Here is a 15,643-nt window from a genome sequence, read left to right on the forward strand (position 1 = left end):
GGATGCGGTGGACTTCGGTGTGGTGTTCCAGTGTGATCCGCCCGCGTCCACGGTCGTGGAGCTGGCGCGGAAGGCGGAGGACGCCGGGTTCTCCTACGTGTGGACGTTCGACTCGCATCTGCTGTGGCAGGAGCCGTTCGTGATCTACAGCCAGATCTTGGCGGCCACGCAACGGGTGGTCGTCGGGCCGATGGTGACGAACCCGGGGACCCGGGACTGGACGGTGATCGCGTCCCAGTTCGCGACTCTGAACGAGATGTTCGGGAACCGGACGATCTGCGGGATCGGCCGCGGCGATTCGGCGCTGCGTACGCTCGGCGCCAAGCCCGGGACGATCGACGAGCTGAAGCAGTGCGTCGAGGTGGTCCGCGCGCTGGCCCGCGGCGAGACCGTCTCCTATCGCGGTCAGCAGTTGAAGTTCGCGTGGGTCGACAACGGTGCGCTGGACGTGTGGGTGGCGGCGTACGGCCCGAAGGCGCTGGAGGCGACGGGTCAGGTCGGCGACGGGTACATCCTTCAGCTCGCCGATCCGGACATCGCCGAGTGGATGATCACCGCGGTACGGCGGGCCGCCGAGCGGGCGGGCCGCGACCCGATGGCGATCAAGTTCTGCGTGGCAGCGCCGGCGTACGTCGGGGACGACCTGGCGCATCAGCGCGAGCAGACCCGCTGGTTCGGCGGCATGGTCGGGAACCACGTCGCCGACATCGTCGCCCGCTACGGCGCGTCCGGCGCCGTGCCGAAAGCACTCACCGACTACATCGAAGGCCGCAAGGGGTACGACTACGCCGAACACGGCCGCGCCGGCAACACGCACACCGCCTTCGTCCCCGACGAGGTCGTCGACCGCTTCTGCATCCTCGGCCCGGTCGAGAACCACCTCTCCCGCCTGACCGACCTGAAAGACCTCGGCGTAGACCAGTTCGCCCTCTACCTCCAACACGACGCCAAGGAACAAACCCTGGCCTCCTACGGCAAGGACATCATCCCGAAGGTCTAGGGCTCCCAGCGGTAGGCGCCGGGGAGGAGGTCTGTGGCGAGGGCCGCGCCTGGGCCGTCCGCGGAGGGGAGGATGACGCGGATGGTGGGGTGGTAGTCGACGAGGATCTGGCGGTCGCGGCCGCAGGGGCCGAAGATGCCGCGGTTCTCGTTGCCTACGGCGACGATTGTGGTGAGTTCGCGGGCGCCCTCGGCGCGGGCGCGGCCGAGGGCGACCAGTTCGGCGCACGGGCCGCCGGTGAAGTGGTACAGGTTGATACCGGCGTACATCCGGCCGTCGATCCCGCGGACCGCGGCGCCCATCGTGTAGATGCCGTCCGGTCCGTCGGTGTTCGCGTCGACCGTACGCCGAGCCACCTCGATCAACTCGAGGTCGTCACCGGTCAACGGCTGCAGAGTCAGGCTCATCCGGTGATCCGCTTCAGTTCGGCTTCGGTGACGGACTTGACGGTCTTGATCTCGGTGGCTGGGTCGGCGCCGGTGCGGATGATCTTGTTGAGGGCGTCGGAGTAGGCCGAGCCGGCCTTCGGGGACCACAGGATCGGGGTTTGTGCGTGTCCGTTCTCGGTTGCCAGCTTGGCCGCGTCGGCGGCCGGGCCGGACTTCAGCTTGTCGGCCTTCTCGACCAGGCTCTTCCGGGCCGGGATGTGGAAGCCGTACGACTGCGCGAAGTCGAGCTGGTCGTCGGTCTGGTCGACCCACAACCACTTGACGTACTTCTTCGCCGCGTCGACGTTCTTCGACTTCGCGTTCACGCAGGACCCGTACGCACCGATCGGGACGCTCGGCTTGCCCGTGGTGGCGTTCAGCTTCGGCCAGGGGAGTACGCCGTAGTCGCCCGGCAGCGCCTTCTCGATCGCGGGCAGCGTCCACAGCCCGGTGAACTGCATCGCGGTCAGGCCCTGGGTGAACGCGGCCGGGTCGGACCAGTCGGTCGGTGCCCCCAGCAACAGCACCTTCGCGGTCCAGAACTCGCGCAGTTTGCGCAGCGACTCGAACGCCGCCGGGTCGTCGAAGCCGAACTGGTTGTCTGCGGTCAGGTAGTCGAGACCGGCCGACCACAACGCCGGCCCGCCGAGCACCCCGACGCCGCCGTCGTTGCCGACGAACAGGCCCTTGACCTTGTCGGTGGTCAGCTTCTTCGCGGCCGCGAGCAGTTCGTCCACCGTCTGCGGCGGCTGAACGCCGGCAGCGCTCAACAGGCTCTTGCGGTACACGAGCAGCTGCATGTCCACGACCTGCGGTACGCCGTACAGCTTGCCCTGGTACGTCATCCGCTCGACCAGTGCCGGGTTGAAGTCGGACTTCGCGTCACCCAGTACGTCGGTCAGTTCGACGACCTGGTTGCCCTTGATCATGTCGATCGTCGGGCCGTTCCCGTACTCGAAGACGTCCGGCCCCTGATCCGTCAGCAGCGAGGTCGCCGCCTTCTTGTCGTAGTCGCCCGGCGACCACTGGATCGTCACGGTGGCGTCCGGGTACGCCTTCGCGTACCGCTCGACCGCCTGCTGCGTACCGGCCTCGCCGTACTGGTGGTACCACTGCTGCAGCGTCGGCTTGGAGCCGCTGCTCGTGGAGGGCCGTCCGCTGTTGGACCCACACCCGGCCACCGCCATCGCCGACAGCCCGGCCCCGATCCCCAGCAACCGCCGCCGCGTCATCCCAGTCATTGCCGCCTCCGTTCCGCGCAGTCCCACAGCCTGCGTACAGAACACCGACCTTACGGCCGGGGCGGCCTATGTCGACGGCATTTCCAGCTGTGGAGATCAGGCCGGTGCCGGGGTGGCGGAGTCGCTGCCGTTGTCGGGGTGCGCGTTGGCGATCCGGGCCACGCCCTCGTCGGGTTTGCGGCCGGCCTTGCGGGCGGCTTCGACGTGCAGGCGAGCCAGTTCGATCACCTGGCGGGAGACCTTGACGGTCCGCTTCTCAGCCATGGTCACTGTCTCCCTCGACGACCTCGATGTCAGCTTCCGCGATATCAGCGTACGCGTCCGCCCCGACCCGGTCGATCGCTACGGCGGCGGTCAGCGCGGCGACCAGGTCGTAGTCCTCGGGCTGTAACAGCTCCGACCGCATCAGCGAACGGAGCGTGACCACCCCGGCGTCGGTCCCGGCGTCCTCGCCCTCGAGGATCTGTTCGACCGCCCAGCGGACCATCCGCATCGTCTCCTCGCGGTGCCGCCAGGTGTCGAGCTCGCGGTCGGACTTGCGGGTCAGGTACGAACCCAGTACGACGCCACCGAGCGCGAGCAGCGGTGAGAGCACTGTCATCACGACCCCGACGACGGAGATCCAGGTAGGAATCACGGACACACCTCGGCGCTCATCATCGTCCTCCCAATTCCGTGGTGTTGACCGGTCGATGATGCTACGAAGGAGCATTCCACGACCGACCGACCAGGATGACAAGGAGTAGTGTCACCGTGACGGACCAGCAGGACGGGTACGACGTCTTCGTACAAGGGACCGTGTTCTACGACATCGTCATGACCGGTCTCGAGTCCGCCCCGATCACCGGGACCGAGATCTTCGCCGAGGGCATGGGTTCCTGCCCGGGCGGGGTCGCGAACTTCGCGATCGCGGCCGCCCGGCTCGGCCTGAAGAGCGGCCTGGCCGCGGTCTTCGGCGACGACGTGTACGCCGACTTCTGCTGGCGGACGCTCGCGGACCAGGAGGGCGTCGACCTGTCGCACTCGCGCCGGATCGGCCACTGGCACTCCCCGGTCACGGTGTCGATGTCGATCGACCGCGACCGGGCGATGGTCACCCACGCCCACGAGGCGCCGGGCGACCCGAGCAAGCTGGTCGGCCCGGGGCTGAACACGCGCTCCGCGATCGTGCCGGTCGCCGAGGAGCTGCCCGGCTGGACTGTCGAGGCCCGCGAGTCCGGCGCGCTGCTGTTCGGCGACGTCGGCTGGGACCCGACCGACGAGTGGTCACCGGCGGTCCTCGAGGTACTGGACGGTTTCCACGCGTTCACCCCGAACGCCGGCGAGGCGATGGCGTACACCCGTACCGACACGCCGAAGGCCGCGCTGCACAAGCTCGCGGAGCGGGTCCCGCTCGCGGTGGTGACCAACGGCGCGGACGGCGTCCTCGCGATCGACCAGACGACCGGCGAGGAGGAGCAGGTACCGGCGCTGCCGGTGCGCTCGTACGACCCGACCGGGGCCGGTGACGTGTTCCTCGCCTCACTCGTCCTCGGTACGCTCCGCGGCTGGCCGCTCGCGCACCGGCTCGCGTTCGGCAACCTCTGCGCCGGGCTGTCCGTGCAGCACTTCGGCGGATCGCTCGCCGCGCCCGGCTGGGGCGACATCATCGACTGGGTCCGCGACCACAGCCGGCACCGTCCCGGCGACGTCGACCCCGACGTCCTGAAGCACTACGAGTTCATCGGCGACGTCCTGCCGGCCGGCCCGGTCCCGATCGTCCGCCGCGCCTCGGCGACCATCGCCCGCCAGTCGGACGCGTAGTACGTCCGTTTCAAACGCACCGGGTATCGGACGCGGCCGTACGGAGCGGCAGGCCTGGTCGGCGGCACGCCGTGGAACGCCTAGACTAATCGCCGGCCGCTCCGGTGGCGTACGGTGCACTTCGTGGTTACCGTCGCGTCGCTCCCTGTTCCCGACCACGGCCGGATGAATCCGTGATCCGCTTCGAGAATGTTTCCAAGACGTACGAGGGCCAGTCCAAGGCCGCTCTGCTGAACGTCAACGTCGAGATCGAGAAAGGCGAGTTCGTCTTCCTGGTCGGTACCTCCGGGTCCGGCAAGTCGACGTTCCTTCGTCTGGTCCTGCGTGAGCACCGCACGTCCAAGGGTCACATCATGGTGGCCGGCAAGGACCTGAACCGGCTGGCCAGCTGGCGGATCCCGCAGATGCGGCGCCAGATCGGCACCGTGTTCCAGGACTTCCGGCTGCTGCCGAACAAGACCGTCGCGGAGAACGTCGCGTTCGCGCTGCAGGTGATCGGCAAGCCGCGCTCGCACATCCGCAAGACGGTCCCCGAGGTACTCGAGCTGGTCGGTCTGGACGGCAAGGAGGACCGGCTCCCGGACGAGCTGTCCGGCGGTGAGCAGCAGCGGGTCGCGATCGCCCGGGCGTTCGTGAACCGGCCGATGATCCTGATCGCCGACGAGCCGACCGGAAACCTCGACCCCGGTACGTCGGTGGGCATCATGAAGCTGCTGGACCGGATCAACCGGACCGGTACGACGGTCGTGATGGCCACCCACGACGTGTCGATCGTCGACCAGATGCGCAAACGCGTGATCGAGCTGGAGAACGGTCACGTCGTCCGCGACGAGTCGCGCGGCGTCTACGGCTACCAGCACTGACCGCCGAGCACAGCGACTTCCAGGGGACTGACTGACGAAATGCGCCTGAACTACATCCTCTCCGACCTCGGTATCGGGCTGAAGCGGAACCTCTCGATGACGATCGCGGTCGTCGTCACCATCTGGGTCTCGCTGTCGCTGTTCGGCAGCGCGCTGCTCGCCCACGAGCAGGTCAACCTGATGAAGGGGAACTGGTACGACAAGATCCAGATCTCGGTGTTCCTCTGCACCAAGGACTCCGGCGGCCGCGGCTGCTCCGGCGCCGAGGTGACCCAGGAGCAGAAGAACCGGATCCAGCAGGTCATCGAGCAGAACCCGGACACCGCGCCTGACGGTGTGTTCACCGAGTCCAAGGCGCAGGCGTTCGACTCGTTCAAGAAGCTGTACAAGGACTCGCCGATCGTCAGCACGGTCACCCAGGACCAGATGCAGGAGTCGTTCCGGATCCGGCTCAAGGACCCGCAGCGCTACCAGAACCTGGTCAGCGCGGTCGCCGGCCTCCCGGGCGTGGACACCGTGCAGGACCTCAGGCAGTACCTCGACCCGCTGTTCAAGGCGCTCAACTGGCTGCAATGGGGGTCGTACGCGGGCGCCGGCCTGCTGCTGGTCGCTGCGTTGATGCAGATCGCGAACACGATCCGGCTGGCCGCGTACGCGCGCAGACGTGAGATCGGGATCATGCGCCTGGTCGGTGCCTCGAACTTCTACATCCAGCTGCCGTTCCTGCTGGAAGCGGTACTGGCCGCCATCATCGGCGCCGTACTGGCCTGCGGCACGCTGTGGATGATCGTGTACTTCATGATCATGCAGCGCGCGCAGGAGACGTTCCGGGTCTGGCAGTGGGTCGGCGCCACCGAAACCTTCCGGGCCACGCTGATCATGGTCGTGGTCGGCCTGGTGCTGGCGGTCGTCCCGACATTCCTGACGACGCGGAAATACCTCAAAGTCTGACCCGGGTGACCTATGGTGCAGTAACAGGAGTAACAGCAGTCACTCCAGTACCGCACAATGTCATCCAGAGCAAGGGGTCGACCTGTGGTTACGAAACCGCGGGGGCGGCAGCCTGTGGTTACCGCTTGCTGCCTTGTCCTGTCCCTGTCCGCCGGCGTCCTGGCCGCGGTCCCGTCCGCTCCGGCGGCGGCGCGACCGCCGGACCCAGCCGCCAAGAAGAAGGAACTCGACTCGAAGATCAACCAGTCCAAGGCTGATCTCGACGACGCGTCCGACCAACTCGGCAAGTCCGTTGCCGCGTACAACCAAGCCGTCACGAAGTACCAGGCCGTGCAGGTCCGGTACGCCGCCGCGCAGGGGCAGCTCGCTGCCGCGAAGGCCGCCGACGCGGTTGCCGCGGGCAAGCTTGTCGCGGCCGAGGCGGCGTTGCGTACGGCCGCGTCCGACGTCGCCGCCGGCGAGCAGCAGATCGCGGAGAAGCGGGCCGTCGCGGGTCGTGCCGTACGGTCGGCGTACCAGCAGCAGAACGGCCTGGTCGGACTGTCGATCGCGCTACGCGGTGCCGCGCCGGCCGACATCGCCACCGGCATGCAGGTGCAGCGGAACGTGTTCGGCATCCAGAGCAACGCGATCACCAACCTGAACAACGCGCAGGCGCAGCTGGCCAGCAAGCAGGTCAAGATGGCGGCCGCGGAGAAGGACGCCGAGGCGGCGCGCGCCGAGGCCGCCGCGACGGTCCAGAAGGTCACCGAGCTGACCAAGCAGGTCGCGGCGGACCGGGCGGAGGCGGCAGCGGTCGCGGCGGTCAAGCTGACCGCGTTCAAGGCGGCCGAGAAGGAGAAGAACTCCGAGCTCGCGCAGTACAACTCGCTGCTGCGGGAACGGAACCGGGTCCAGCAGATGCTGATCGCCCAGGCCAAGGCCGAGAAGGCGGCCGCGGCGCGCCGGAAGGCGGCGGCGGAGGCGGCCGAGCGGGCTCGGGCACGCAAGGAACACCGGCAGCCGCGGGACATCCCGGATCCGCCGTCGACGGGCGACGGACGGCTGGGCTATCCGGTCAGCAGTTACATCACCTCGCCGTACGGGATGCGGTTCCACCCGGTGCTGCACATCTGGAAGCTGCACGACGGCACCGACTTCCGCGCACCCTGCGGTACGCCGGTCCGCGCCGCGGCCGACGGGGTGGTGACGGACAAGTACTTCAACGGTGGTTACGGGAACCGGCTGTTCATCTCACACGGGGTGATCGGTGGGCACTCGATCACGACCGTCTACAACCACCTGTCGAAGTACAAGGCGCACGTCGGCGAACGAGTGCAGCGCGGCGAGATCATCGCCTGGTCCGGTACGACCGGGTACTCGACCGGGTGCCACCTGCACTTCATGGTCTACAAGGACGGCGACGTGGTTAATCCGATGGGGTGGCTCTGAGCTACCTGCGATACTGGACGGATGGTGAAACAGTCCGGCCGGGAGAAGCCGATCGCGCAGAACCGTAAGGCGCGACACGACTACCACATCGAAGACGTGGTGGAGGCCGGGCTGGTGCTGACCGGGACCGAGGTCAAGTCCCTACGCCAAGGCCGGGCCTCCCTCGTCGACGCGTTCGCGTCCGTTCGCGGCAATGAGCTGTGGCTGCAGGGCATGCACATCCCGGAGTACACGCACGGCACGTGGACCAACCACGAACCCCGCCGCACCCGGAAGCTGCTGCTGCACAAGGACGAGGTCCAGAAACTCATCCGCGCCGTCGAACAGCAAGGCGTCTCCCTGATCCCGCTGTCCCTCTACTTCAAGGACGGCTACGCCAAGGTAGAACTGGCCACCGGCCGAGGCAAGAAGGACTACGACAAGCGCCACGCCCTGGCCGAACGCCAAGCCAACCGAGAAGCCCAAAGAGCCCTCTCCGACCGCCGCCGCAGCTGACCTGTGGATAACCTCCGGGCTAGCTGACGGAAACGGATACGCTCAAGCAGGAAGGGCAGGGGCGGGCCGGCGACGCCGCACCGGAGTTGACGGCTGGGGTCAGGTCAGGGGCTGGTAGGGGCTGAACCCGATGGGGTGGGTGGGTTCGGGCGCGCACAGTGGAGGCATGTCCACTTCAGAGTTGTTGGTGACGTCGGCGCAGCGGGATCGGGCCGTCGAGATCCTCAAAGAGATGTACGCCGACGGCCGCCTCGACCACATGGAGTTCGACCTCCGGCTGGAGAAGGCGCTCAAGGCGCGGACCCGGGCCGAGTTGAACAGCACGTTCGACGGGCTCGTCTCCCGCCCGGTGCCGACGTTCGCGCCGGCCGCGTTCACCCGGCCCGCGCCGCTGCAGACCTACCAGGGCGACGGCCGCGGCCTCGGCACGGTCGCGCACTGGCTCGGGTACCCGACCTCGTTCGTCGGCCCGGCGCTCGTCGTCGCGACCGCCGGCCAGAAGAACCCCGCCGTCCGCCGGCACGCCGTCGAGGCGCTGAACTTCCAGCTCACCGCGGCCGGTGCGTTCGCGCTGCTCGGGGTGCTGACCGGGTTCACGCACGGGTTCCTCGGGTTCCTGTTCCCGATCCTCGGCATCCTCTGGTTCCTGCTCACCGGCATCGGTGGCCTCGCCACTGCGGCCGGCGGCAAGTTCCGGTACCCGTTCACGCTGCGCCTGATCAAGTAGGCCCTACCCTGCTGGAATGGGCGTTCCAGTCGGGGCACGGTGGGAGGTCGGCGCGTTCCTCGGACTGACCGCGGCGACCGGGCTGATCGACGCGGTCAGCTACCTGAAGCTCGGACATACCTTCGTCGCGAACATGACCGGGAACGTGGTGTTCCTGGGGTTCGCGGTCGCGCCCGGGTCGGGGTTCCGGCTCGGGCCGCCGGTGGTCGCCGTACTCGGCTTCGTCCTCGGATCGCTGCTCGGCGGCCGGGCGGCGCGGATCCTCGAGGCGCACCCGCGGCGCTGGCTCGGGGTCGCCTTCGGCGCGCAGGCGGCGGTGCTGCTGTTGTGCGGCCTGCTGGTCGGAGCCGGCGTACTCCACGAGTCGGGCGGGACCTCGTACGTGCTGATCCTCGCGCTGGCGGCCTGCTTCGGGCTGCAGAACGCGACCGTACGTCACGTCGCGCCCAAGGACCTGACCACGACCGTACTCACGCTGACCCTCACCGGCCTCGCCGCGGACAGCGTGCTCGGCAGCGGACGCGCGGCCAGCCCGTACCGCCGCCTCGGCTCGATCCTCGCGATGCTCGCCGGCGCCGCCGCCGGTGCGTTCCTCCTCCAGGCCACCACCGGCTGGGTGATCGCCCTGGCCGGAGCGGTGGTCGCCGCCGCGGCCGCGATCTTCGTCCTCGCGCCGGCGGGCTGATGGAATGTCAGGTGCGGGCAGTTGGTTGGACTTGATAGTGTGGATCTTCCACCGGGCTACTGGGTGGGAGTTTGACAACTCAACAGGGGGTGAACGGTTTCGACTTTGGACGTATGTTCCAAGAGAAGCGGGCCGAGGATCCAGGGTTATCTCGTTAACGATCTCTGGAAAACCATAAGTGCCAACGTAAAGCGCACTGACCTCGCTCTCGCCGCCTGACGGCCTGAGCACTTAAAGAGGTGGTCAGCCCGGGGATGCTCTCGCCCCGGTTCCTGGCCTCATTTAGAGAGCTTGCTCTGTTAGCCCGGTCACGGGGTTAGCAGGGGACATTTACAGTGACTGAGCCTGTCAGCGAGATGTCTGTACAAACGCTGGGGCCGAGAAAAGCGCCATTCAGACTGCGCCCGGAGAAGCCTTGGAGCAACGCCGAAGGACGCGGGTTCGATTCCCGCCACCTCCACCCCTCTTCGAAGTGCCTGGCCGGCTTCCGGCCAGGCACTTCGTCGTTTCCGACCGCGCTGTCGATGCTGGAAAATGCGTTGCCTCGGGGGTGGGCGGTCGCGTTGGGTGAGCCGCGTGACTGAACTGCGTACCGATCGTCTTGTGCTGCGTGGATGGCGGGATTCCGATCTCGAACCGTGGGCGGCGATGAATGCGGATCCTGAGGTTCGCGAGCATCTGGGTGAGCTGCTGACCCGTGAACAGAGCGATGCCTCGGTGGCGAGTTTCCAGGCCGACTTCGAGCGGCAGGGCTACGGGTGGTGGGCGGTCGAGGTGGGGGCGACCGGTGAGTTCGTCGGTTTCGCCGGCCTGGACCCGGTGGACGACGACATGCCGTTCACGGGCGTGGAGATCGGCTGGCGGCTGGCCCGCTCGGCCTGGGGGAAGGGGTACGCGACCGAGGCCGCCCGGGCCGGGTTGGCGTTCGGCTTCGACACCCTCGAGCTGCCCGAGATCCTGGCGATCACGACGGCCACCAACCTGCGCTCCCAAGCGGTGATGCACCGCATCGGCATGACCCGCGACCCGGCCGACGACTTCGACGACCCCACCGCCCCCGAAGGCCCCCTCCGCCCGAACGTCCGCTACCGAATCACCCGCACCACGGTGTCCTCGCAGTCGGGCAAGTGAAACCGGCTAGCGGAGGTCTTCCAGGTCCAGGTTGATCGGGAACGGCTCGGTGCCGGCGAAGGTGCCGCCTACGACTTCGGCGTCCAGGTAACCGAACTTGTCGGTGAGGTGGCAGGCAAGCAGGGAAGCCGGCTCGTCGATGTCGACGATCCAGTAGTGCGGGATGCCGGCGTCGGCGTACTCAGCCCGTTTGACGACGTTGTCCGTACGGCGCGAACCTGGCGAGACGATCTCGACGACCAGGCGGACCTCGGAAGCCCGGATGAGCCCACCCTCGGCCCGGACGCGCCGGCGCGCGGAGCGTCGTACGACGATGACGTCGGGCCGCCGCGAGAAACCGGGCTGATCGGCCGGCGCGAGTTCGAGATCGATGTCGACGTCGGTGATGACTTCGAGATCCTGCGGCAGTTGTGGCATCAACTGCAGGGCAATCCGTAGCGCGGCCATGTTGTGATCCGGGCTCGGGCTCGGCGACATCAAGAGATTGCCCTCCATGAGCTCCGACCGGCCGCTGTCGTCTTCGCCGAGTGCCGCGTACTCGCCAACGGTGAGCAGATGGGCAGGCGGCAGCGGGACAGCTGTCATCATCATCTCCTCCTCGTCTCCAGCATCCATTGTTCCATGCGTCCACTGCTTCACCGCGGATCTTCCCCGACAGCGCTTATGTACCTTGACGGTTACGTACCCTGGTGGTTACATAGGTGGGGTGGAAGCTGTGTTGCGGGCGTTGGCTGATGATGGGCGGCGGACTCTGGTGGAGGCGCTGGCGGTGCGGCCGGCTACGGCGGGGGAGTTGGCGGAGTTGTTGCCGATCGCGCGGCCGGGGGTGTCGCGGCACCTGCGGGTGTTGCGCGAGGCGGGGCTCGTGGAGAGCCGGCAGGAGGCGCAGCGGCGGGTGTACTCGTTGCGCTCGGAGCCGTTGGCGGAGCTGGACGAGTGGCTGGGGCGCTACCGGAGCCTGTGGCAGCAGCGGCTGGACGCTCTGCATACCGAGATTGCGAGGGGTAAACGGCCATGAACATCCTGGGACGACTGGCGCTGGCGGACGGGAAGGGCGTCGTACGGCTGGAGGACCGGTACGACACCGACATCGACGACCTCTGGTCGGCGGTGACCGATCCGGAACGGCTGGCGCGCTGGTACGGGAAGGTCGAGGGCGACCTGCGCCTCGGCGGCGCGTTCACCGTGTACCTCGAATCCGCCGACCTGGAAGGGCGCTGCCGTGTCGACGTGTGTGAACCACCGCAGCGCCTGCGCTACACCAGCCGCGAGTCCGACGAGTCCGCAGCCCGCGGCAACGGCCCGGCACCGTTCGACCAGACCGTCGAGGCGACTCTGAGGGCCGACGGCAACCAGACCGTCCTGACCATTGAGGTCCGGGGCCTGCCGGCCGACAAGCTCGAGTACTTCGGCGCCGGCTGGCAGCTTCACGCCGAAAACCTGGCCGCCTATCTGACCGGCCGCACCCCCGACGACTCCCGCTGGGCCGAGCTGGTCCCGGCGTACCAGGAGCAGGCCAAGGCCCTCCGTTCGCAGTAGCAATCTCTCGTGCCAGCGCAAAGACAGGCGTGCCAGCGGGAAGACAGAGCCATGTCAGTGACGTTGGCAACCATGGGGTCTGTGAACGAGGGAGGCGCCGTGGGCGAGCTTGAACTGGTGGGTGGGGTTGCGGTCGAGACGTACGGGTCTGGGCCTGGAGTGGTCGTCATACCGGGGACGAACCGGCGGGCGCATCACTACCAGGAGCTGGCCCGGGCGCTGGCCGGGGCCCATACGGTGCACGTGGTGGAGCGGCGCGGACGTGGCGCCAGCGCCGCCCGCGGTACGCCGTACAGCGTCGAGGTCGAGGTGGACGACGTACTCGGGGTGTTGGAACAGACCGGTTCGCGGGTGGTGTTCGGACACAGCTACGGCGGGCTGATCGGGTTGCACGTGGGACTACGGCAGGCGCTGGACGCGCTGATCGTGTACGAGCCCGGCGTCAGTCTGGGCGGGTCGTTCGACCTGAGCTGGCTGGAGGCGTTCGACCGGAAGGTCGCCGACGGGCGGTTCGTGTCCGCGATGACGACGTTCCTGAAAGGCACGCAGCTGTTGCCGTTCAAGGCGACTCCGTTGCTGTGGGCAATCTCTTTCCTGCTGATGTTCGGCCGCGAGGAACGCGATCTCATCCCGTTGACACCGGCCGAGCTCGGCGAGATCGTACGGCTCGACTCCGACGGCAGCCGGTACGCCGGGATCGCGGCGCCGACCCTGCTGCTCGGGGGCGAGAAGACGCCGGCGTACCTGACCGGCGTACTCCCGAAGCTGGCCGAGATCGTGCCGCAGGCCGAGTACGCGATCCTGCCCGGCCTCGACCACAACGCCCCGGACGAGAACTCCCCGGACGAGATCGCCCGCCAACTGCGGCAGTACCTGGTCCGCCGAGGTCGTTAGACCGGCTGTACGACGTCCCAGTGCTCCACGATCCGGTCGTTCTCGAACCGCCAGATGTCGACGACGGCCTGCGCGGACTCCGGCGTGGTCATGACGTAGTGCATGACCACGTGCAGGGTGAGTTCCTTGATCGTCATGCCGACGACGATGCGGCCCGGGCGGGACGGCTGTCGATTACATGGCTTGTAATTGCAGGGGTCCGGGATACTTGTGGGTGTGGACGAACCGGTCGGTGAGCTGTTGCGGGAGTGGCGTCGGCGGCGCAAGCTGAGTCAGCTCGATCTCGCGATCCAGGCGGATGTGTCCGCGCGGCACGTCAGCTTCGTCGAGACCGGGCGGACGATCCCGAGCAGTGCGATGGTGCTGCACCTCGCCGAGCAGCTCGGCGTACCGCTGCGGGAACGCAACCGGCTGCTGGTCGCGGCCGGTCACGCGCCGGTGTACCGGCAGACGCCGCTCGACGATCCGGACCAGACGCGGGTCCGCGCCGCGCTCGAGCAGTTCCTCCGCGCGCACGCGCCGTACCCGGCGGTCGCTGTCGACCGGCGGTGGAACCTGCTGCTTGCCAACGGCCCGTTCAATGCCTTCCTCGCCACCGTCGACCGGAAGTTGCTCGCGGCACCGGTCAACCTGATGCGGCTCGGCCTGCACCCGGACGGGCTGGCGCCGCGGATCCGCAACCTGGAACAGGTCCGCGGCTACCTGCTGCCCCGGCTCGCCCGGCAGGCCGCGACCGCGGGCGATCCGTTCCTCCATCAGCTGTACGACGAACTCGTTGCCCACGGCCCCGTTGCCGGCACGCCGCCGGACCCGGCCGACATCGCCCTGCCGATCCAGCTCCGGCACCGCGGCACCGACCTCACGTTCCTGAGCGCGATCACCACCTTCGGCACCGCGTTCGACATCACCCTCGACGAGATCGCAGTCGAGACGTACCTGCCCGCCGACGAACGGACCGCGCAGTACTTCCAGCGTGTACCGAAGAACGGGTAGTAGTACGGCGTCAGGCGGGCGCGCCCGCCTGAGCGGACGGCGACGACGGCCCGCCCGCGAACCTCTACCCGTTCTTCGGTACGCCCGACCGCAGATCGCGGAACGTACGCTGCAGATCGTTGGTCCATTCCGTTGGTATCTCCCACGGAATGAAGTGGCCGCCGTTCGGGTGCGCGGTGATGTTGACGTGGTTGTACCAGGCCGCGCGGTCGCTCGCGAGGAAGTTCTCGACGCGCTCGGCGGGGGTGCGGACGCCAGGCGGGTTCTCGTACCCGACGAACGTGATCCCGGTCGGCGCCTCGACCACCGGGGTGCGGTTGTGCGACGGGGCCCACGGGTAGCGGTTGTTGTTCGCGTACGTACGGATCGAGGTGTCGATCGCGTTGCCCGCCCAGAAGATCGTCGCGTGCGTGAGCAGGTCGTCGTCGCTGAACGGCTCGTTCTCCGACCAGCTCAGCCAGCGCTCCATGATCCACGCGAGCATGCCGGTGGGCGAGTCGGCGAGGCCGTAGCCGAGCGTCGCCGGGTGCAGTACGTGGGCCGCGAGATGCGCGGCGAACCGGCGCTCGAACCGGACGATCCCGTCGTGGATTTCCGCCGGCAGCCCCGCCGGGATCGGCCGGCCGCCGCTCAGGTCCCAGCCGCGGTCGCCGTTGAAGAAGTCGAGCTTCAGCGCCGAGCCGATGTGGATCTCGACCAGTGCCAGAACGTCCACGGCCAGCCGTGGCTCAGGATCAACGGGACCGGCGCCGGGCCGACGCCCGGGCGGCGCAGGAAGTGCACGGGTACGTCGCCGACGTCGACGCGGAAGTGGTCGTAGTTGTTGATCGCCCGTTCGGCGGCGCGCCAGTCGTAGCCGTCGGCCCAGTACTCGACGAGCGGTTGCAGGCGGGTACGAGGTACGCCGTAGAAGCCGTCGTCGTTGCCGGCGTCGCGCGGCCACTTCGTCGCGCGCAGGCGGGTGCGGAGGTCGTCGAGCACCTCGTCGGACACCGATATCAGGCTCGGGATCATGCGGGTTCCGCTGCGAGTTCGGTCAGGCGGTGGAGGACGTCGATCGAGCCGGCGAGTACGGCGCGCTCGCCGGGGGTGAGGCGGTTCACCAGGGCGGCGAGTTCCGCGACCCGGTTCGCGTGGCGGGAGTGGACGATCTCCCGGCCGGCCGCGGTGAGCGAGAGCAGGCTGGCGCGGCCGTCGGTCGGGTCGGGTCGGCGTTCCACCAGTCCGTCGTCCTGGAGTTTGGTGACCAGGCTGGTCAGGGCCGGTTGCTTGAGCTGCTCGGTCGGCAGCAGCGCGGTGAGGCGGAGCGGGCCCTTGCGGTCGAGGGTGTGCAGGACCGAGAGGGCGGAGAAGTTCAGCCGGCGGACCGACGGGAGCCGGATGAAGATCGTGTTGAAGTCCTCGATGACCGTGGTCAGCCGGTCGACGTCCAGGTCACTCACGGACGCGACTATACATCGAT

At 68.1% G+C, this 15,643-nt stretch carries 22 protein-coding genes and 1 other RNA gene; 14 read left to right on the plus strand and 9 right to left on the minus strand.

The annotated features are described in order from the left end of the window. The first annotated feature begins 7 nt into the window (after window positions 1-7). Window positions 8-1,000 carry a TIGR03842 family LLM class F420-dependent oxidoreductase gene (locus tag ACFYRU_RS28545; RefSeq protein ID WP_387663954.1) on the plus strand — a complete coding sequence of 331 codons (993 nt, stop codon included), beginning with the start codon at window positions 8-10 and terminating at the stop codon, window positions 998-1,000. On the opposite strand, the gene ACFYRU_RS28550 is transcribed toward ACFYRU_RS28545, so the two are convergent. From ACFYRU_RS28550 to ACFYRU_RS28565, 4 genes are all read right to left on the minus strand, one after another. Beyond that, window positions 997-1,407, minus strand: a complete 411-nt coding sequence (locus tag ACFYRU_RS28550; protein ID WP_387663956.1) for a cytidine deaminase family protein — start codon at window positions 1,405-1,407, stop codon at window positions 997-999. The two genes, ACFYRU_RS28545 and ACFYRU_RS28550, sit on opposite strands and share 4 nt — an antisense overlap. Further along, window positions 1,404-2,669 carry an ABC transporter substrate-binding protein gene (locus ACFYRU_RS28555; protein WP_387663958.1) on the minus strand — a complete coding sequence of 422 codons (1,266 nt, stop codon included), beginning with the start codon at window positions 2,667-2,669 and terminating at the stop codon, window positions 1,404-1,406. Before ACFYRU_RS28555 ends, ACFYRU_RS28550 begins: the two co-directional genes overlap by 4 nt. A 96-nt stretch (window positions 2,670-2,765) precedes the next feature. Next, window positions 2,766-2,933, minus strand: a complete 168-nt coding sequence (locus ACFYRU_RS28560) for a hypothetical protein (RefSeq protein WP_387663960.1) — start codon at window positions 2,931-2,933, stop codon at window positions 2,766-2,768. Next, window positions 2,926-3,306 (minus strand): hypothetical protein, encoded by a 381-nt coding sequence (locus tag ACFYRU_RS28565; protein WP_387663962.1) that lies wholly within the window; start codon window positions 3,304-3,306, stop codon window positions 2,926-2,928. The genes ACFYRU_RS28560 and ACFYRU_RS28565 overlap by 8 nt, the downstream gene beginning before the upstream one ends. Before the next feature lie 116 nt (window positions 3,307-3,422). Between ACFYRU_RS28565 and ACFYRU_RS28570 the strand changes: the two genes are divergently transcribed. From ACFYRU_RS28570 to ACFYRU_RS28610, 9 genes are all read left to right on the plus strand, one after another. Continuing rightward, window positions 3,423-4,472: a carbohydrate kinase family protein gene (locus ACFYRU_RS28570; protein ID WP_387663964.1), complete on the plus strand. Its 1,050-nt coding sequence runs from the start codon at window positions 3,423-3,425 to the stop codon at window positions 4,470-4,472. Between the two features lie 173 nt (window positions 4,473-4,645). Next, entirely contained in the window at window positions 4,646-5,335 is a 690-nt protein-coding gene (gene ftsE, locus ACFYRU_RS28575) for a cell division ATP-binding protein FtsE (protein WP_077013482.1), read from the plus strand. Between the two features lie 39 nt (window positions 5,336-5,374). After that, window positions 5,375-6,286 carry a permease-like cell division protein FtsX gene (gene ftsX / locus ACFYRU_RS28580; protein ID WP_387663966.1) on the plus strand — a complete coding sequence of 304 codons (912 nt, stop codon included), beginning with the start codon at window positions 5,375-5,377 and terminating at the stop codon, window positions 6,284-6,286. A gap of 84 nt (window positions 6,287-6,370) precedes the next feature. Then, window positions 6,371-7,717: a M23 family metallopeptidase gene (locus ACFYRU_RS28585; protein ID WP_387663968.1), complete on the plus strand. Its 1,347-nt coding sequence runs from the start codon at window positions 6,371-6,373 to the stop codon at window positions 7,715-7,717. A gap of 21 nt (window positions 7,718-7,738) precedes the next feature. Further along, entirely contained in the window at window positions 7,739-8,212 is a 474-nt protein-coding gene (gene smpB / locus ACFYRU_RS28590) for an SsrA-binding protein SmpB (protein ID WP_387663970.1), read from the plus strand. Between the two features lie 166 nt (window positions 8,213-8,378). Further along, window positions 8,379-8,939 (plus strand): DUF1707 and DUF4870 domain-containing protein, encoded by a 561-nt coding sequence (locus ACFYRU_RS28595; RefSeq protein WP_387663972.1) that lies wholly within the window; start codon window positions 8,379-8,381, stop codon window positions 8,937-8,939. A gap of 16 nt (window positions 8,940-8,955) precedes the next feature. After that, window positions 8,956-9,624 carry a DUF1275 family protein gene (locus ACFYRU_RS28600; RefSeq protein WP_387663974.1) on the plus strand — a complete coding sequence of 223 codons (669 nt, stop codon included), beginning with the start codon at window positions 8,956-8,958 and terminating at the stop codon, window positions 9,622-9,624. 85 nt (window positions 9,625-9,709) lie between these two features. After that, window positions 9,710-10,087, plus strand: a transfer-messenger RNA (tmRNA) gene (gene ssrA, locus ACFYRU_RS28605). A 113-nt stretch (window positions 10,088-10,200) separates the two neighbouring features. Then, window positions 10,201-10,755, plus strand: a complete 555-nt coding sequence (locus ACFYRU_RS28610) for a GNAT family N-acetyltransferase (protein ID WP_387663976.1) — start codon at window positions 10,201-10,203, stop codon at window positions 10,753-10,755. Window positions 10,756-10,761: 6 nt separating this feature from the next. Here the strand turns inward: ACFYRU_RS28610 and ACFYRU_RS28615 are convergent, their stop codons facing one another. Continuing rightward, entirely contained in the window at window positions 10,762-11,340 is a 579-nt protein-coding gene (locus ACFYRU_RS28615; protein ID WP_387663978.1) for a Uma2 family endonuclease, read from the minus strand. Window positions 11,341-11,461: 121 nt separating this feature from the next. Between ACFYRU_RS28615 and ACFYRU_RS28620 the strand changes: the two genes are divergently transcribed. From ACFYRU_RS28620 to ACFYRU_RS28630, 3 genes are all read left to right on the plus strand, one after another. Continuing rightward, a complete protein-coding gene (locus ACFYRU_RS28620; protein ID WP_387663980.1) occupies window positions 11,462-11,773 on the plus strand; it encodes an ArsR/SmtB family transcription factor in 312 nt (103 codons plus the stop codon). Continuing rightward, complete coding sequence (locus ACFYRU_RS28625; RefSeq protein ID WP_387663982.1) at window positions 11,770-12,294, plus strand: SRPBCC family protein; 525 nt, start codon at window positions 11,770-11,772, stop codon at window positions 12,292-12,294. Before ACFYRU_RS28620 ends, ACFYRU_RS28625 begins: the two co-directional genes overlap by 4 nt. 99 nt (window positions 12,295-12,393) lie before the next feature. Further along, a complete protein-coding gene (locus ACFYRU_RS28630) occupies window positions 12,394-13,188 on the plus strand; it encodes an alpha/beta fold hydrolase (RefSeq protein WP_387663984.1) in 795 nt (264 codons plus the stop codon). On the opposite strand, the gene ACFYRU_RS28635 is transcribed toward ACFYRU_RS28630, so the two are convergent. Next, complete coding sequence (locus ACFYRU_RS28635) at window positions 13,185-13,325, minus strand: hypothetical protein (RefSeq protein WP_387663986.1); 141 nt, start codon at window positions 13,323-13,325, stop codon at window positions 13,185-13,187. The genes ACFYRU_RS28630 and ACFYRU_RS28635 overlap by 4 nt on opposite strands. A gap of 79 nt (window positions 13,326-13,404) precedes the next feature. Here ACFYRU_RS28635 and ACFYRU_RS28640 point away from each other — a divergent pair, with 79 nt between their 5' ends. After that, a complete protein-coding gene (locus ACFYRU_RS28640) occupies window positions 13,405-14,181 on the plus strand; it encodes a helix-turn-helix domain-containing protein (protein WP_387663988.1) in 777 nt (258 codons plus the stop codon). Window positions 14,182-14,245: 64 nt separating this feature from the next. On the opposite strand, the gene ACFYRU_RS28645 is transcribed toward ACFYRU_RS28640, so the two are convergent. Genes ACFYRU_RS28645 through ACFYRU_RS28655 form a run of 3 tightly spaced genes read right to left on the minus strand, consistent with a single transcriptional unit; the run spans window position 14,246 to window position 15,623 of the window. Then, window positions 14,246-14,896: a hypothetical protein gene (locus tag ACFYRU_RS28645; RefSeq protein ID WP_387663989.1), complete on the minus strand. Its 651-nt coding sequence runs from the start codon at window positions 14,894-14,896 to the stop codon at window positions 14,246-14,248. Continuing rightward, window positions 14,851-15,174: an epoxide hydrolase N-terminal domain-containing protein gene (locus ACFYRU_RS28650; protein WP_387663991.1), complete on the minus strand. Its 324-nt coding sequence runs from the start codon at window positions 15,172-15,174 to the stop codon at window positions 14,851-14,853. Before ACFYRU_RS28650 ends, ACFYRU_RS28645 begins: the two co-directional genes overlap by 46 nt. 17 nt (window positions 15,175-15,191) lie before the next feature. Next, window positions 15,192-15,623, minus strand: a complete 432-nt coding sequence (locus ACFYRU_RS28655) for a MarR family winged helix-turn-helix transcriptional regulator (RefSeq protein ID WP_387663993.1) — start codon at window positions 15,621-15,623, stop codon at window positions 15,192-15,194. Between the last annotated feature and the right edge of the window lie 20 nt (window positions 15,624-15,643).

It is taken from the genome of Kribbella sp. NPDC004536 (assembly GCF_042873835.1).
Classification (GTDB): Bacteria; Actinomycetota; Actinomycetes; order Propionibacteriales; family Kribbellaceae; genus Kribbella.

Excerpts from the sequence above, each read along its gene's own strand:
- ACFYRU_RS28550 (WP_387663956.1), bottom strand. The coding sequence starts at position 1,407 with ATGAGCCTGACTCTGCAGCCGTTGACCGGTGACGACCTCGAGTTGATC.
- ACFYRU_RS28555 (WP_387663958.1), bottom strand. The coding sequence starts at position 2,669 with ATGACTGGGATGACGCGGCGGCGGTTGCTGGGGATCGGGGCCGGGCTG.
- ACFYRU_RS28560 (WP_387663960.1), bottom strand. The coding sequence starts at position 2,933 with ATGGCTGAGAAGCGGACCGTCAAGGTCTCCCGCCAGGTGATCGAACTG.
- ftsX (WP_387663966.1), top strand. The coding sequence starts at position 5,375 with ATGCGCCTGAACTACATCCTCTCCGACCTCGGTATCGGGCTGAAGCGG.
- smpB (WP_387663970.1), top strand. The coding sequence starts at position 7,739 with ATGGTGAAACAGTCCGGCCGGGAGAAGCCGATCGCGCAGAACCGTAAG.
- ACFYRU_RS28595 (WP_387663972.1), top strand. The coding sequence starts at position 8,379 with ATGTCCACTTCAGAGTTGTTGGTGACGTCGGCGCAGCGGGATCGGGCC.
- ACFYRU_RS28600 (WP_387663974.1), top strand. The coding sequence starts at position 8,956 with ATGGGCGTTCCAGTCGGGGCACGGTGGGAGGTCGGCGCGTTCCTCGGA.
- ACFYRU_RS28615 (WP_387663978.1), bottom strand. The coding sequence starts at position 11,340 with ATGACAGCTGTCCCGCTGCCGCCTGCCCATCTGCTCACCGTTGGCGAG.
- ACFYRU_RS28625 (WP_387663982.1), top strand. The coding sequence starts at position 11,770 with ATGAACATCCTGGGACGACTGGCGCTGGCGGACGGGAAGGGCGTCGTA.
- ACFYRU_RS28635 (WP_387663986.1), bottom strand. The coding sequence starts at position 13,325 with ATGACGATCAAGGAACTCACCCTGCACGTGGTCATGCACTACGTCATG.